This is a genomic window from Alishewanella sp. HL-SH06 (assembly GCF_052656265.1).
In genome coordinates this window covers 3,580,120-3,595,462 of the sequence record NZ_CP199752.1, presented here as the reverse complement: position 1 = coordinate 3,595,462, position 15,343 = coordinate 3,580,120, and the positions used below count along the sequence as shown (strand labels likewise).

Below are 15,343 nucleotides of genomic sequence, written 5' to 3'. Positions count from 1 at the left end.
TCAAAAACGGGGCGCTATGGTACAGCGAAACGACCTTGGTTGCATCTGTCTCGCACAGCTTTTTCTTCAGCAACGATTATAAGTTGTCATGCTGTTGTCATCTGGTAACGGCAACGTAGCAATTAGCGTCTAAGGTGCGGTTCGGCACTTTTAGTCGCAGTCTGGCAAAGTTGCACTATGCTAAAAAGAGCCGTAATGCATTACGGTGAGATAAGCAAATAAAGGAGTGCTTATGGCGCGGAAAAAACAGCAAGCGAAAAAAATTTATGTTCTAGATACCAATATTTTGTTGCATGAACCTTTTGCCTTCCTCAATTTTGAAGAAAACGATGTTGTGATACCGATGACGGTATTAGAAGAACTTGATCATATAAAAGATAAAAATAAAGACGTCAGCCGAGATGCACGAGTGGCGATTCGTGCGTTAGAAGATATTTTAAAAGACGCCTCCCCAGAGCAAATGCTGCACGGTGTGGCGTTACCCAGCCGCCAAGATGCCAAGCCCGCCGGTCATATTTTTATTGTTAACGATCACCATCTAAAAGATGAAATCCCTGGTTTACCCGGCGGCGAGAACGATCATCTGATCATTAACACCGCCTTGTATTTGCAGCGCGAAAAAAGCCCTGTAAAAGTCATATTGGTGACAAAAGACATCAATATGCGTTTAAAAGCCAAGGGTGCAGGTTTAAAGCATGTAGAGGATTACCGCACTGACCAACTGATAGATGATGTACGCTTTCTCTATAAGGGCTATTACAAATTTGCCGGAGAGTTTTGGCCACAAGTCGGTGAATGTCACAGTGTGAATGAAGGGCGCGATACGGTCCATTACATCAACCGAAAGGTCTTACCTAATGCTTATGTTAACGAGTATCTAGTCGATGAGGCTGAAACTTTTGCTGGGAAGGTTTTGGCAGTCAGCGAGCACGAATTAAAAATCCAAGACTTCGGTTATGAGCGATTAATGCATCGACATGCTTGGGGGATTCATCCAAAAAATATTTATCAAGCCATGGCCTTAAATGCCTTGCTCGATCCGCAAATGGATTTGGTGATTTTAACTGGCCCAGCCGGATGCGGAAAAACCCTAATTGCCTTAGCTGCCGCGCTGGAGATGGTTATCGAAAAAGGCATTTACGATAAAGTCATTGTGACGAGGAATACACCTGAAATTGCCGAGTCTATTGGCTTTTTACCAGGCTCTGAAGAAGAAAAAATGGCACCTTGGTTGGCGGCCATTACCGATTCGTTAGAAGTACTGCACAAAACCGACGAACATCCGCATGCCAGCGTGAATTACATTATGGAAAAGGCGAATATTCAGTTTAAGTCGGTTAACTTTATGCGTGGCCGCAGTATTCAAAATGCCATTGTTATTTTAGATGAATGCCAAAATTTAAGCGCAGCGCAGTTAAAAACCATTATTACCCGCTGTGGCGAGGGAACAAAATTAATCTGCTCAGGTAATTTATCGCAAATAGACAGTAATTATCTTACTGCGGTGACCTCGGGGCTCACTTACATTGTGGAGCGTTTTAAAAACTTTGAAGGCAGTACTACCGTTAATTTAAATGGGGTTGTTCGTAGTCGATTAGCCTCTTTTGCTGAGGCGAACTTGTAGTTTTCTGCGATGGATAGATTGACTAATTAATGAAACGCGCTAATTTAGTTTCAACGCAATTGTTAACAAGGAAAGGTTGATGCAAAATCCAGCGCTTTACGAATATCGCCGTACGGTCAAATTGGCGGCGCTATTCGTCCTAATGTTGAGTTTTGTTGCGGCACTCTGTCACTTTTTATTGACCATCGATAACCGGCTACAACACACCGAACAACGTTTGCAATTTAAAGCCGCACAAATTGACACGCAACTACAACCGCTGCTGAATTTGCTTGATTGGTTAACCAAACTGCCGTTTAGTGAGCAAGCTGCTTTGCAAAGCTCGCTTTCGTTAAAGCTGCATAATCGTCAGGGAGAGCCATTAAATACCGCGGAGTTAGTAGAGAAAACCGACAGTGTGGCCAGCGAATTGTTATTACTGCAGCATCTCGATTTAGCCTTTACGGCTATCGAATTGATGCAACCCGCGCTAGAGCGCATTGTGTATGTGTCAGAACAACATTTTATTTATGCTAATCCGCAGACACAGTTCACCGCAACTTTAGCGAGTTTAGTGCCGTGGTTTGAGCAATATGAGCAAGCTGAAGGCTCAGCTAAACTAGGTTTAGCGACTTTGGCGTTAAGTAAAAACAAAGTATTGCTAAGCCAACGTATCCAGCAGCCGAATGGTGGGGCGGGGTATATCTTATTTGTGTTAGATGTTCCTTTATTGTTGATGCCATTACAACAGCAAACACCGGGGGCTGATTTCCTGTTACTAGATGAGCATGGCCATATGCTCGGTGGCACGACAAAAGACGACAGCAAGGTCGATGAAATGTTATTGCAATTACAACGGATAGGTCGGCAACCGTTTTCTTTAGCGATGCTCGAAGCACGGAATGGCTTATTTAGTGCCGGCTTTAAAAGCTTTATTGCTTATTGGATTGGCTATCTTGTCGTGTTGTCGCTGGCAAGTTTAGGTTATGCGTATCGTTACAAGCAAAAAGTGGTGAGGCCGGTGCGGCGTTTAACGGTTCATGTTGAGCGAGCGATCCGCGATCAGGCTGGCGTAAGACATATTCCTAGTGGTTGGGAAGAGATCTTTGATAAGATCAGCCGATTGAAATCCTGATATACCTTTGCCAATGGCAAGGGCTGAGAATATATTATGAAGTTGTCTCGTCAACTGCCGGTAACTTCGGCCATCTCGGCTATCGATTTACTGGTCTCCGCTGCTCCTGAATTAAGTAAAGGCCGTTTAAAAGATGCGATGAATAAAGGTGCAGTGCAGTTAGTCGGCAAGCCGTTTAAACGGTTGCGCCGCGCTCAATTTATGTTAAAGCCCGGTGCAACACTACTGTTAAATTACGATGAGGATATTTTGCAGCGGCAATGTGCGCCGGCAACCTTATTATTTGATGAAACGGCTTACAGCATTTGGTTTAAACCGGCAGGTATGTTGTCGCAAGGCAATGAGTGGGGCGATCATCTGAGTTTACTGCGCTTTGCTGAGCAGCACTTTACCCCCGCGCGGCAGGTTTTTTTATTACATCGCTTAGACCGTGAGGCCAGTGGCTTAGTTATACTTGCTCACAGCAAAAAAGCGGCTGCCGCTTTTAGTCAATTAATTGCTCAGCGACACATTGCCAAAGGTTACGCCATCACGGTAAAAGGCCAATTATCTGCCGATTTAATAGCCGATGGGGTGATCAGCTTACCTTTAGACAATAAAGCCTCAGAAACCCGTTTTACTGTTGAGGATTATAATGCCGTTACCGATTGCAGCCGACTTCATGTGCAGTTAATCAGTGGTCGAAAACATCAAATTCGTCGTCACTTTGCCAGTGTTGGCCATCCGGTGTTAGGCGATCCACAGTATGGTAGTGGCAATAAATCGGCGGCAGGGTTGGCATTACAAGCGGTCAGTTTAAGTTTTAACTGTCCATTACGCCGCCGCCAGCAGCATTTTGAGCTGCCAGCGGCACTGCGTATAGCGTGATAGGGTAAACAGGTTAGGGGGTTAATCGACTTGATCTGGCGTTAAAGCTTGTTGATTGACCAAAATGGTCAGTTCGCCCAAGCGATAAGCATTGACAATATCTGTGCGTAAATCTTCTACCTGCCATTCGCAGGGCCTAGCATGTTCAGTGGTGAAACTTAACCGCCAAGCCAGGTCCGTTGGCGGAGATTGCTCAAGTAATGACCAACCAAACCATACGATATCGGTTAAACCATTCAAATCACGTTTGTGCCAATTGGGTCCTAGTAATGAAGCTAATTCCAGTTCTGCCGTTAAGATAGCGGGTGCAACACCTAGCGCGAGCAATTTATGGCTGAATGATTGGATGGCTTGTTCTAACAAAGCACTTTGTGCGGCTTTATCTTGGCTGTCAACGGCGAGCCAAAGCATTTCACTGCCACTAAAGGATGCGTTAACCGCCTCTGTATCAAGCTCTTGTGCTAATTGTTTCAGCATATTGGTGACAATGCGTCGGCCAAATTGCCGCTGTAAGGCAGCACGCTGGCGCGGCATAATAACGAGTAAGCTTTGTGTTTGCTGTTGATCCAGCACTTTAGCCTTCTCACGGAACTGGACCCATTGTGGTGGCGCTAACTCTGGCACTACCGAAGGCGTGACGGCGTTTTGTTGCCGGCGCACCAATTGCCAAAAAACAAAGCAGATAAAAATCAGTAAAACCAGTAACGCTTGCAATAAAAATTGGCGAGATTCTGTTTCTGCTAAGGTTTGTTTTAATGCGGTTAATTGCTGGCGATATTGCTCTGCTTCATTAAGTTCTGATAAGCCTTCGCTTAGCTCAGCCATGTTGTACTGCATTTGTTCTGCTAATTCTTGTTGATTTAATTGAGTGACTTTTTCTTGTAAGGTATAGGCTAGTTGCCAATCGCCTGCCGCGCTCGCTAAAGCTGCTGCGCTATCGTGATAGCGCAATTGTAAAAAAATAGCGGCTTGTTCGATATCCGGGCTTAATTCATTTAGCAGCACTTTTGCTTCAGCATAACGTTGTTGCGTAATGAATAATTTAACAATGGCCAACGCAGTTTCTTGCATCATGCTGCGGATGTTTAACTGTTTAAAGTTCTCAAAAGCCAATTGATAATACTGTTCTGATTGTGGGTAGTTTTTACTTAAAAGTGCGGCGCGGCCCAAGCTGTAATAGACCAAAGCGGTGCGCTGTTTGTGCTGTAATTGCTCTGCGATCTCTAAGGCTTGTTGCAGTAAAGTTTCAGCTTGTGCTATCTGCTGTTCACCTTCCATATAACTTTCAGCCATGTAAATCAGTACATGACTGTAATTCGACAGCCGATTTAATTGTTGATAGCGTTCAGCCGCTTGTTGAAAGTGAGTGAGGGCAAGATCATGTTGATCAAGTTTGCGATAAGCCATGCCCATGCGGAAGTAAATCGATGCAATTTGTTCGTCATCCGATAACTCACGGGCAATGACCAGTGCTCGTTCAAAATGACTAAAGGCGACTTTATATTGGTTATTTTGCAATGCTAATCGGCCAATCAGTACTAAGGCATTCAACTGGCGTGGGGTATTGCTAAGCTCTTCAGCTAACAGCAAACTCCGCTTGGCATATTCTAAGCCTTGGCTAAGATTACCCAATACGTTATTAGCAGAGGCAAAGCTGTTCAATACATCGCTCAATAGCACTTTTGCAGCCACATCTTTTAACGAGATTAGGTGCTTTTCAGCTTCAACTAATTGCACTAGTGCCATCTCGGCGTCTTGAAAATAAATGCCATAGATTTGCGCTTTATGAAACAAACTCATGGCGCGAAGATAATCGCTTGGCGCCATGTTTTCTGCTTTATTAACCGCATCTAAAGCGGCTTCACGTTTGCCGAGTGTTTGATAACTTTCTGCTAAGACTAAATAGTCTTCGGTGCTTAGGCTGTTCTCTGTTTGCGTTTGTAGCGACGTGATCACTTGTTCGGCATGTTCACTGCTGCTTGCTGCATCACGCATTCTCGAGCTCAGCGTTTCTGCGGCTAAGTTCGTACTGATAAACAGTAGTATAAAGGTAACAAACGTCAGGCATTTCATAGCACTTTTGCTCTTATTAGGTTGTTGACCACTGCATTCAACTTGTTGGCGCATGGTGTGAAGTATTCTACTGTGTTGCTATAAAGTTATTAATATTGTCAGCAATTTTGCCCACCATCCGTGCTCTGGCTTCGCGGCTGGCCCACCCAATATGTGGGGTAATTAATAAATTCGGTAAGGCACAGTGCAACAGCGCCGTGTCGGGCGCGGGCGGTTCTTCGGCTAACACATCTAAACCGGCCGCCAGTTTTCCTTGTTGCAAAGCATTAATTAATGCTGCGGCATCGATTAACGCGCCTCGTGCGGTATTAATTAAAATCGCGCCGGGTTTTAGCCATGCCAGCCGCTGTGCGTTAATAAAAGCTCGTGTGTCTGTCGTTAACGGACAATGTAATGACACCACATCGGCTTGAGCAAAGGCTTCTGCCATCAGCATTCTTTCTGGCCTTGCCACCGTTGCGCTAGGGCGCTCTGCAATAATTACCTGCATACCAAAAGCTGCCGCTAATTTTGCCGTAGCTTGACCCAAAGCACCATAACCCACAATCACCATGGTTTTATTGGCTAATTCCATTATCGGAAAATCCAGCAAACAAAAAGAACGACTTTGTGCCCATTTGCCCGCGGCAACCCGCTGCTGATAGCCAATAAGTTGATTGGTGAGTGCCAGTAATAACGCAAAAACATGCTGCGGCACCGCCGTTTCGGCATAGTTACGCACATTTTTTACCACAATGCCGGCTGCTGCTGCCGCGTCCAAATCAATATTGTCGGTGCCGGTTGCACTAATCATAATCGCTTTTAAACGCGGTAGCTGCTTCAGTACCTCGGCATCTAAGATGCATTTATTCACGATAGCAATATCAGCATTGCGCAAGCGCGGCACAATCTGCGCAGTTGTACTGTAATCGTGTAAGGTTAATTCACCATCAATGTGCTTTAACGCTGAAAAATCTGCATCACCCAAGGTGGCTGCATCTAAAAAAACCAGTTGAAGAGACATAATTTATTCTTAAAGACCAAAGCTATAAATTAGCGATAGAGCAATTAAACAGTTTTACCATAGCCGTAGCTAAAATGCAGCAAGTGTTGTTGTTAGACCATTGGCTAAGTGGTTCTGAGATTTTTGTTATACATTTGCTAACAAATTGCTTGTGAATTAGCGCAGTGGCTTTGCTATTATCGTATTTTCATACAGGAGAAAGCAGCATGCGAATAGCGGTATCGGCTATAGAAAAATCTTATGCCACGGTACAAGCCGTGCGGGGTGTTAGTTTTACTATCGAACCGGGTGAGATCTTTGCGTTACTCGGTCCAAACGGTGCGGGTAAGTCTTCTATTATTCGTATGTTAGTGGGAATGACGTTGCCCGATACAGGCACTATTCAGGTCGAATACCAACAGCAGCGCTATAACCATATACCGCGTCGCCAGTTGGGCTATTTGCCCGAAGACCGGGGTTTATATCCGGATAAAAGCGTTGAGAAAAATTTATTGTATTTAGCGCAATTGCATGGTTTAAGCAAAGTCACCGCACAGCAGCAGATGACGCATTGGTTAGAGGTATTTGAGTTAACCGAACGGCGACACGAAGATTTAAAGCAATTATCAAAAGGCAATCAACAAAAAGTGCAGCTGATCGCGGCTGTGATCCATCGGCCGGCCGTGGTGATTTTGGATGAGCCATTTTCTGGCTTAGACCCACTCAATCAGGAAAAAGTCGTCGCCTTTTTAAAAGAGTTGCGCCAGCAAGGTATGACGGTGATCCTGAGTGCTCATCAGATGGCGATGGTAGAAAAACTGGCTGACCGCATGTTGCTGATGGCAAAGGGCAAAGTAGTCTTAGCGGGCACTTTAGCCGAGATCCGCCTACAAGCACAGCCAAAGCAAGTGGTGTTAATTGAAACTGAACAAGCTGTTAGTGAAGACAGCTTAGCGTCAGTATTGGCTGATGAGCATTGGCAATGGCAGTCGAGTCACAGTTTTAGTGTCACTTTGGCCAACAGCACTGATCTTACACATTGTCTACAACGAGTGTTGGACTCGTTCACTGTGCGCGCCGTGACCATGCAAGCAGCCGATTTACATCAATTATATGTGTCGGCCATGGCCGAGCATCAGCAAGGGAGTGCAGCATGATCTCTAAGCAAAGTTTAATTGTCGCTAAATGGGAGTTTTTACGCTTCTTTAAGTGGAAACAACAGCTGATCTCCTACCTGTTAATGGTGTTGGTGATGGCTGCGGTGGTGGCTTGGAGCTTTTTTGTGGACGAAAGCCGGCATCAATATCGGATTGCAGTTCCTGCGCATTTTACGTTGGAAAATACTGAGCAATTTCAGTTTCAGCGGCCTACGATAACCTTAGATGAGCAATTGACACAGTTAAAAGAGACTCAGACTTGGCATGCGGTGGTCAGCGAAGAGGCTGAGGCTATTGTGGTGCATACGCTATCGGGTAAAAAATGGCAGCAAACACTGGATAGCGAGTTACAAAAGTACTTTCGGCAAGTTTATGGTCAGTCACAAGGTTTGTCTGCGGCACAGTTAGCGACATTAGAAGAGCCCGTTACCCTTGAAATGCGTTATTTGGATGACAACTACAAGGGCAGTGATCGGCCGGAGAAGATGATCGCGATAGGTTTATTGTTTTTATTACTGATTGGTTTATCGACGGCCTTTGGCCAATTACTGATGAGCATTACCGGTGAAAAACAACAACGCGTAACCGAACAGTTATTCGCTATTGTAACGCCACAGCAGTGGATTGATGGCAAGGTGCTGGGACACAGCTTAAGCGCAATGAAGGCGATGTTTACTACCAGTTTAGTCATCGTGTTAAGTACGGTGATCACGCTGTTGTTTATCGCCGATAAGCCGGTGGATTTTACTTGGCTAAATTGGGCGGTCATCGCTTGGCTAGTCCCGTTTGCTTTAATTGGCTTGTTGTTATGCGCCTGTTTTATGGCGGCCATTGCCGCATCGATTGACGATCCGAACACCAGTGGTAAAGGGGTGGTAATGATGGTGACATGGTTACCGCTGTTATTTACTTACTTGGTCATCGATAGCCCCACTGGCTTTGGCATGACTTTACTCAGTTGGTTACCTTTAACGTCGTTTGCGGCTATGCCGGTAAGATTAGCCATGGTAGAACTTGCTTGGTGGCAACCCTTGCTATCGTTATTATTGCTACTGGGTACGCTGTATTGGTTAAGGCGTTTAGCTGGGCGGATCTTTTTACGCGGTATGCAGATGTATGGCAAAGAACCGAGTTGGGGCGATATTATGCGCTGGGCACTGAGCAATAAAACCGAGTAATCGTATTTTTGAACTATTCAGGTCAGGCTCAGCCAGATAAGAGATAATAAGCTGCCGTGGTAACACGGTGGTGCTTTTTGCAGAGCAAGGTTCGACTTACTGCAGCAAATTAAATGAGGTTATTATGTTTGATTCATCCTTTCGCCAGCAAGCAGCCGCTTGGCAGCGCCAGTTTCAGCTGCAGCATCGAGGCAGCTTTGTACAGCGTGTACTCGCCTGGTTGGTACTGGGTGTCATGCTGATGGTCGGGGCCTTTTTACTGTTGTTTGCCTTAGTACTCAGCTGGGTATTGATCCCCATTTTGATTTTTCGGCATCGGCAACGCATGCGTAAATTTAGAGGGCAGGCCGGTCAATATCAGCAGCAACAGCAAAGCCACACGCGTTCTGGCGGTCAAGTAATTGAAGGCGAAGTTATCCACAAAGATGACGCCGATCCACGTTAGTTAAGTGGGTTTATTGGCCAGCTTACTTTGAATAAAATCACTGTGGCGGATGAACAGTAAATCCGCTACTTTGCGTAACATCGCATCTTCATGTGGGTCGATATTGCCATCGGCATAAGCCACTTTCCATAACTGGTCTAAAACGGCAATGCGCTGCGGCTCGGTTAAACTTTTTAGTTTCGAGGTGTAAGCGTGTAAGCAGGTTGAGTCAGCCGCCATTTGCTGCGCCTGAGCAAAAACCTTTTTGGTATGCTCTGGGGTTAATTGATATTCCTCTGATAAATAGCGTTGCACAAGTTGCTGCTCTGCTTCAGCGCTGTCAAAGTCTGCGTGAGATAACTGTAACATCAGTACCACGGCCATAAATTCTGCTTCGTTAAGCCCAGCTTGTTGCCAATGCTGTTCAGCCGCGCCGGCACCTTGCCAATCGTTACTGGCTTTTTCGAGTAAGTTTTTTAAAAGATTAAACATGACAACTCCTAAATCACTGCAGCCATAGCGCCTAACTGCTTGACGCTAAATGCTTGAATTTTGTCAGACCTCACCCCACTAAAAGAGTTCGACTGCCTCTTATTGGAGCACCTAAGTGCCCTTAGTTATCCTATTAATACTGACCATCTTAATCAGTGGTTTTATCTTTGGCCAGCCTTACTATCAACTTTGGCAACGGCAGCGAATCCGCGCTCGGCCTTTTCCCGAGCCTTGGCGGCAGATCTTAAAAAAGCGGTTACCTTATTATCGCGCCTTGCCCACTGATCTGCAGCTGCAATTAAAAAAACATATTCAGGTGTTTATTGCAGAGAAAGATTTTGTAGGCTGTGCAGGCTTAACCGTTACCGATGAAATGCGCGTGACCATAGCGGCGCAAGCCTGTTTGCTGTTATTAAACCGACCCAATCATTACTTTCCGCAGCTAAGATCGATCTTGATTTATCCTGCCGCCTTTATTGTGGCCAATGCGCAACAAGATGCAGCGGGCTTAGTCAGTGAACAACGGCGTATTCTCAGTGGGGAATCTTGGCAACAAGGGCGGGTGATTTTAAGTTGGCAAGATACTTTGGCTGGCGCCGCCAATCCAAAGGATGGTCACAATGTGGTGATCCATGAGTTTGCGCATCAGTTAGATCAAGAACATGGCAATGCACAAGGTGCACCATTATTGCAACGCAGTAGAGATTATCAGCAATGGTCTCAAGTGATGCAGCAAGCCTTTGATCAATTACGATGGCAGCTACAACAAGGCCAACCCGTGCTGATTGACCCTTACGCGGCAACCAACCCAGCAGAGTTTTTTGCGGTATTATCAGAGGTGTTTTTTGAACAGGCCGCCGAGTTAGCGCAACAGCATCCGGCATTGTATCAACAATTGAGCTACTTTTATCGATTAGACCCGTTAAGTTGGCACTGATCGCTTAAATGCTGTCTCTCACCGTGCGCTGAATGATCGTGATGCCCACTTTACGCATAACAGATCAGGTTAACCTGCTGATGATAAGGAGAGACAATGCGGCATTTACTGGCAATATCGTTACTGTGGAGTGGTGTCTTGTGGGCAAAAGATGTTGTGCCGGTGCAAGCGATCCAGCCGGTGGCTAACAGTCTGGCAGAGCAACTGACCGTTTCGGGTACTTTAACTGCGCGTCAAGATGCGAATTTATCGAGTAAAACAGCAGGTTTGGTCGCGCAAGTCCACGTCGATGCCGGTAAACGTGTGGCAGCGGGTGACGTGTTGTTGACTTTAGATGCTGCCTTAGCGCAACATGATTTAGCACAGTTTCAAGCGGGATTAGCGTTAGCTGAAGTCAATTTACAAGAACAGCAACGCTTGGTTGCCGAAGCCGAAACGCTGACGTCGCAACAGCTTTTTCCACAAACGGAATTAGCGTTAAGAAAAGCGGCATTGCGTCAAGCCGAGGCCCTAAAACGCCAAGCAGCTGCGGCGCTGGCGCAGCAGCAAGAGCAAGTAGCACGTCACCAGTTAACCGCTCCTTTTGCCGGCGTGGTGGTTGAGCGATACACTGATGTGGGTGAGTATGTCAACTTAGGTGCCCCAGTATTTCGCTTAGTGGCCTTAACGCCGTTGTATCTTGACGTGCAATTACCACAAGAATATTACCCCGCCTTAGCGGACCTTTCGCATATTGATGTTATCTCTGATCTTTATCCTAATAACGCGTTGTCAGCTACTTTAACGGCCGATGTGCCCGTGACCAGCGGTAATGCCCGGAGTTTTCTAGCAAGGCTCACCGTCGAGAGTCAGCTTAGTGGCTTATTGCCAGGTACGTCAGCCCGCGCGGTATTCCATTTTCAACAACGTGAGCGTCAAGTCTTGGTGGTGCCTGCTGACGCGTTGCTACGCCATGCTGATGGCAAATTCAGTGTGTTTTCTATTGCTGACGGTAAAGCCTATCGCCGACTTGTGACACTTGGGCGTAATACCACTGCCGGTGTAGAAATTGTGTCGGGTTTACCCAAAGGTGAAGCGGTGGTGGTGCGAGGTAATGAAAATTTACGTGATGGCCAAGCGGTTCGGTTAGTTAGCGTGGCAGGAGGCAACTGATGTTAGCTGCCGCAATCCGCCATGGCACCATTTTAACGGTTGCTGTTTTAATTATTTGTGTGTTGGGTATTGTTGCCGCTTTTCGAATACCCGTGCAAATGATCCCTGATTTGGAAGTTAGAACCATCAGTGTGGTCACGGGCTGGCCTGGTGCCACGCCGCAAGATATTGAAAAAGAAATTTTAATTGAGCAAGAGCGCTATTTACGCAATTTGCCTAATTTGCAGCGGATGATTTCCAGAGCAAGTACTGGCTCAGCTAACATTGAGTTAGAGTTTCCATTCGGGGTGGATGTTAATGAAGCCTTGATCCGAGTCAGTAATGCCTTAAGCCAAGTGTCTAGTTATCCTGAAAATGTCGACCAACCGCGCTTATTAAGCAGCTCATTTTCCGCAAATGCCTTTATGTATTACCGCTTAATGCCCCTTGCCGGCAACCCGCTGCAATTAGACATGGACATGCTGCGGGATTTCGCTGAAGACGTGGTTAGGCCCCGTATGGAACGCGTGCTTGGGGTATCTGAAATTGGTGTCAGCGGCGGTGCTGAGCGGCAAATTCAGGTGCTGGTCGATCCGGCTAAATTGGCACAACGCGGTTTAAGTATGAGTGATGTGCGCCAAGCCATTCGCGAGCGTAACCGCGATAGCTCTGCAGGTGATATCGATAACGGTAAACGACGTTATTTATTGCGGGTGATCGGCCGTTTCGATAATTTAAACGAATTAGAAGACGTTATCCTTGCACAACGCGGCGCTGAACAAGTGCGACTGCGTGATGTTGCCAGCTTGGTGTTAGATCATTTTGAAGTGCGGCAACTTTCCTATGCAGACGGTGAGCAAGCTATAGGTTTATCTGTCAGCCGCGAAAGTGGTGCCAATGTTATCGCCATTAAACAAGGTATGTTGGAGGTTGTAGCGCAGCTTAATCAAGATTTATTAGCGCAACAAGGTTTGCAACTGATGCTGATTGGCGATGACGTGCGTTATGTTGAAGATTCTATCGTTAATGTCTGGACCAACTTAGCATTAGGGGCCGCTCTAGCAACCCTGGTTATGTATCTGTTTTTACGTTCTGGCCGTGCCACACTTGTCGGCATTATTGGCCTGCCAATCTGCACCATTGCGTCATTCCTTGGCTTGTTATTATTTGATCGCACCATCAATGTCATTTCTTTAGCGGGAGTCGCCTTTGCCATTGGTATGACGGTGGATAACACCATTGTGGTGCTTGAAAGTATTGAGCAAGCCAGGCGACGGGGCTTAACTAAGTTTGATGCCGCTTTAGCCGGTGTGCGTGATGTTTGGCCAGCGGTATTAGCCTCAACCATGACCACGGTGTTGGTGTTTTTGCCTATTTTGTTTATCGAGGAAGAAGCCGGGCAGTTGTATTCCGACATTGCGATATCGATTGCCGCGGCGATAATTGCCTCGATGTTAGTGGCAGTGTTTGTGGTACCTTCCGCCTTAGCCAGAATGGGATTTGGTGGTCAAGCTGCGGCTCAAGCGGGCGGATCAGCTGCGCCAAGCCGAATATTGGCTGTGATAAATCGGCTAACTGCCAACGGTAAGCGGCGGGCAGCCGTTATGCTGAGCACACTCGTCTTTACCTTGGGCTTAGCCGCTTGGTTAATGCCCCCTGCCGAGTACCTGCCCGAGGGCGAAGAGCCGAAAGCATTTTCATTGATGATTGCGCCACCCGGTTACAACCTCACTGAAATGGCGATGATTGCCGAAGAGGTCAGGGCGTTTTTAGAGCCGCATGTATTGGCAGACGCGCAATCGTTTGACGAGGGTACAACCATTATGCCCCCTTTGAAATATTATTCAATGAATGTGTCAGTAGGGCGAATTTGGTTGATGAGTGAGCCGGTGCGAGCAACGGATATACAGGCGATGATGGATCGCTTAACGGCGTTATTTCGGCAGTATCCTGGGATGCGGGCTTTTTCTTCACGAGGTTCCATAATTAGCAGTAATGATGGCGGTACCCGTGCGGTGGCGTTGGATATTTCTGGGCCTGATCTGGCGAGTTTATATGCGACTGCCGATGCCGCCTATTTGGCAGCACAACAGCTATTTGACAACCCACAGTTAAATTCTGATCCGTCGTCGTTGTCTTTAGATCAGCCGCTGATTGAAATTCGCCCCAACTGGCAACGCTTGGCAGAGCAAGGCTACAGTGCGGCAGACTTTGGCTTTGATGTTGCCGCGTTAAGCGATGGTGCCTTTGTTGACGAGTTTTTCTTGAACGACGATAAAGTGGATATTTTCTTATTCAGTGCGGCGGGTAATCAACAACAATTGGCCGCGTTGGGGCAAGCGCCCTTGCATACACCGGCTGGCGCAGTATTACCGCTTAGTGCGTTGGCTTCACTGCGTGAAGTGGCCGACAGTGATAACTTACGGCGGGTAAATGGTTTACGAACTGTCACGTTGTATATTATTCCACCTCGCGACGTCGCGTTAGAAACCGCTGTTGAGCAAGTACAGCAACAGCTTGTGCCACAATTACAACAACAAGGCGCCATTGCCCAGGGCGTTAGCCTCGATATTACGGGTGCCTCGGATCAGCTTGATGCCACTAAGGCGGCGCTCAGTGGTAACTTTATGATTGCGATTGTCTTAATCTATTTATTACTGGTTGCCATTTTCCGGCATTGGGGCTATCCGCTGTTAATTTTAACGACTGTGCCCTTAGGGCTGGCGGCGGCTCTGGTCGGTTTGGTCACCATTAACGCAACGGGGAGTGTGTTTACTGCGATGGGGCTAAGCGGGTTTTATCAACCCTTTGATATGATCACCATGTTGGGGTTTTTAATTTTGCTCGGCACAGTGGTGAACAACCCCATTTTGATTGTTGATCAAAGCCGGCGTAATTTTGCAGCACAGCCAGGTAAGGTACAAGCCGCAGTGTTGGCCGCGGTGGCTACACGGTTAAGGCCTATTTTAATGTCCACCGCAACGACAGTGTTTGGTTTAGCGCCTTTAGTGTTCCTCCCTGGTGAAGGCACAGAGTTGTATCGTGGCGTGGGGGTCATAGTGTTAGGTGGTTTGCTGCTGTCTACGGTCGTCAGTTTACTCTTCTTACCGGCATTATTAATCTCGGTATTTAATGCCATACCGCGTTTTACGCGAATAACATCTTAAGTAATTGCGCGATTAACACTAAGGCGACCAACGGCAGGATCCAGCGACTGTATTTACGATAGTCCTGCTCTGCTGCATCGCCTTTTTTAGCAAACTTTTCCATAACGGGCACTAAAATCATTAAGGCCAAAAATAAAACTGCTAGAATGCCAAGTAACGCCATTTTGTTATTTATCCTTCAACGTGTTTACACCGCG

The 15,343-nt window shown here is 46.6% G+C and carries 13 protein-coding genes; 9 read left to right on the top strand and 4 right to left on the bottom strand.

Translation table 11 applies throughout. The annotated features are described in order from the left end of the window. Positions 1-232: 232 nt before the first annotated feature. The 3 genes from ACUJFK_RS16625 (at position 233) to ACUJFK_RS16615 (ending at position 3,605) form a co-directional block, all read left to right on the top strand. Entirely contained in the window at positions 233-1,624 is a 1,392-nt protein-coding gene (locus ACUJFK_RS16625; protein ID WP_306177865.1) for a PhoH family protein, read from the top strand. A 79-nt stretch (positions 1,625-1,703) separates the two neighbouring features. Beyond that, positions 1,704-2,738: a hypothetical protein gene (locus ACUJFK_RS16620; protein WP_445425522.1), complete on the top strand. Its 1,035-nt coding sequence runs from the start codon at positions 1,704-1,706 to the stop codon at positions 2,736-2,738. A 36-nt stretch (positions 2,739-2,774) separates the two neighbouring features. After that, on the top strand, positions 2,775-3,605 hold the full coding sequence (locus ACUJFK_RS16615; protein ID WP_445425521.1) for an RluA family pseudouridine synthase: 831 nt from the start codon (positions 2,775-2,777) through the stop codon (positions 3,603-3,605). 21 nt (positions 3,606-3,626) lie between these two features. On the opposite strand, the gene ACUJFK_RS16610 is transcribed toward ACUJFK_RS16615, so the two are convergent. Both ACUJFK_RS16610 and ACUJFK_RS16605 read right to left on the bottom strand, forming a co-directional pair. Next, the gene (locus ACUJFK_RS16610; RefSeq protein WP_445425520.1) at positions 3,627-5,678 is read right to left on the bottom strand and encodes a tetratricopeptide repeat protein; all 2,052 of its coding nucleotides are present in this window, start codon (positions 5,676-5,678) and stop codon (positions 3,627-3,629) included. A gap of 67 nt (positions 5,679-5,745) precedes the next feature. Then, positions 5,746-6,681 carry a D-2-hydroxyacid dehydrogenase gene (locus ACUJFK_RS16605; RefSeq protein WP_445425519.1) on the bottom strand — a complete coding sequence of 312 codons (936 nt, stop codon included), beginning with the start codon at positions 6,679-6,681 and terminating at the stop codon, positions 5,746-5,748. A 206-nt stretch (positions 6,682-6,887) separates the two neighbouring features. Between ACUJFK_RS16605 and ACUJFK_RS16600 the strand changes: the two genes are divergently transcribed. From ACUJFK_RS16600 to ACUJFK_RS16590, 3 genes are all read left to right on the top strand, one after another. After that, positions 6,888-7,817 carry an ABC transporter ATP-binding protein gene (locus tag ACUJFK_RS16600; RefSeq protein ID WP_445425518.1) on the top strand — a complete coding sequence of 310 codons (930 nt, stop codon included), beginning with the start codon at positions 6,888-6,890 and terminating at the stop codon, positions 7,815-7,817. Beyond that, positions 7,814-8,995: an ABC transporter permease gene (locus tag ACUJFK_RS16595; protein ID WP_306177858.1), complete on the top strand. Its 1,182-nt coding sequence runs from the start codon at positions 7,814-7,816 to the stop codon at positions 8,993-8,995. Before ACUJFK_RS16600 ends, ACUJFK_RS16595 begins: the two co-directional genes overlap by 4 nt. Positions 8,996-9,119: 124 nt before the next feature. Then, positions 9,120-9,440, top strand: a complete 321-nt coding sequence (locus tag ACUJFK_RS16590; protein WP_445425517.1) for a hypothetical protein — start codon at positions 9,120-9,122, stop codon at positions 9,438-9,440. On the opposite strand, the gene ACUJFK_RS16585 is transcribed toward ACUJFK_RS16590, so the two are convergent. Beyond that, entirely contained in the window at positions 9,441-9,911 is a 471-nt protein-coding gene (locus ACUJFK_RS16585; RefSeq protein ID WP_445425516.1) for a tellurite resistance TerB family protein, read from the bottom strand. It abuts the gene before it with no gap. Between the two features lie 115 nt (positions 9,912-10,026). Here ACUJFK_RS16585 and ACUJFK_RS16580 point away from each other — a divergent pair, with 115 nt between their 5' ends. From ACUJFK_RS16580 to ACUJFK_RS16570, 3 genes are all read left to right on the top strand, one after another. Beyond that, a complete protein-coding gene (locus tag ACUJFK_RS16580) occupies positions 10,027-10,848 on the top strand; it encodes a M90 family metallopeptidase (protein WP_445425515.1) in 822 nt (273 codons plus the stop codon). Positions 10,849-10,944: 96 nt separating this feature from the next. After that, positions 10,945-12,000 carry an efflux RND transporter periplasmic adaptor subunit gene (locus tag ACUJFK_RS16575; RefSeq protein ID WP_445425514.1) on the top strand — a complete coding sequence of 352 codons (1,056 nt, stop codon included), beginning with the start codon at positions 10,945-10,947 and terminating at the stop codon, positions 11,998-12,000. Beyond that, the gene (locus ACUJFK_RS16570) at positions 12,000-15,146 is read left to right on the top strand and encodes an efflux RND transporter permease subunit (protein ID WP_445425513.1); all 3,147 of its coding nucleotides are present in this window, start codon (positions 12,000-12,002) and stop codon (positions 15,144-15,146) included. Before ACUJFK_RS16575 ends, ACUJFK_RS16570 begins: the two co-directional genes overlap by 1 nt. On the opposite strand, the gene ACUJFK_RS16565 is transcribed toward ACUJFK_RS16570, so the two are convergent. Continuing rightward, on the bottom strand, positions 15,127-15,309 hold the full coding sequence (locus tag ACUJFK_RS16565; protein ID WP_306177853.1) for a hypothetical protein: 183 nt from the start codon (positions 15,307-15,309) through the stop codon (positions 15,127-15,129). The two genes, ACUJFK_RS16570 and ACUJFK_RS16565, sit on opposite strands and share 20 nt — an antisense overlap. Between the last annotated feature and the right edge of the window lie 34 nt (positions 15,310-15,343).

Excerpts from the sequence above, each read along its gene's own strand:
- ACUJFK_RS16565 (WP_306177853.1), bottom strand. The coding sequence starts at position 15,309 with ATGGCGTTACTTGGCATTCTAGCAGTTTTATTTTTGGCCTTAATGATT.
- ACUJFK_RS16590 (WP_445425517.1), top strand. The coding sequence starts at position 9,120 with ATGTTTGATTCATCCTTTCGCCAGCAAGCAGCCGCTTGGCAGCGCCAG.
- ACUJFK_RS16610 (WP_445425520.1), bottom strand. The coding sequence starts at position 5,678 with ATGAAATGCCTGACGTTTGTTACCTTTATACTACTGTTTATCAGTACG.
- ACUJFK_RS16620 (WP_445425522.1), top strand. The coding sequence starts at position 1,704 with ATGCAAAATCCAGCGCTTTACGAATATCGCCGTACGGTCAAATTGGCG.
- ACUJFK_RS16570 (WP_445425513.1), top strand. The coding sequence starts at position 12,000 with ATGTTAGCTGCCGCAATCCGCCATGGCACCATTTTAACGGTTGCTGTT.
- ACUJFK_RS16625 (WP_306177865.1), top strand. The coding sequence starts at position 233 with ATGGCGCGGAAAAAACAGCAAGCGAAAAAAATTTATGTTCTAGATACC.
- ACUJFK_RS16615 (WP_445425521.1), top strand. The coding sequence starts at position 2,775 with ATGAAGTTGTCTCGTCAACTGCCGGTAACTTCGGCCATCTCGGCTATC.
- ACUJFK_RS16585 (WP_445425516.1), bottom strand. The coding sequence starts at position 9,911 with ATGTTTAATCTTTTAAAAAACTTACTCGAAAAAGCCAGTAACGATTGG.
- ACUJFK_RS16595 (WP_306177858.1), top strand. The coding sequence starts at position 7,814 with ATGATCTCTAAGCAAAGTTTAATTGTCGCTAAATGGGAGTTTTTACGC.
- ACUJFK_RS16575 (WP_445425514.1), top strand. The coding sequence starts at position 10,945 with ATGCGGCATTTACTGGCAATATCGTTACTGTGGAGTGGTGTCTTGTGG.
- ACUJFK_RS16600 (WP_445425518.1), top strand. The coding sequence starts at position 6,888 with ATGCGAATAGCGGTATCGGCTATAGAAAAATCTTATGCCACGGTACAA.
- ACUJFK_RS16605 (WP_445425519.1), bottom strand. The coding sequence starts at position 6,681 with ATGTCTCTTCAACTGGTTTTTTTAGATGCAGCCACCTTGGGTGATGCA.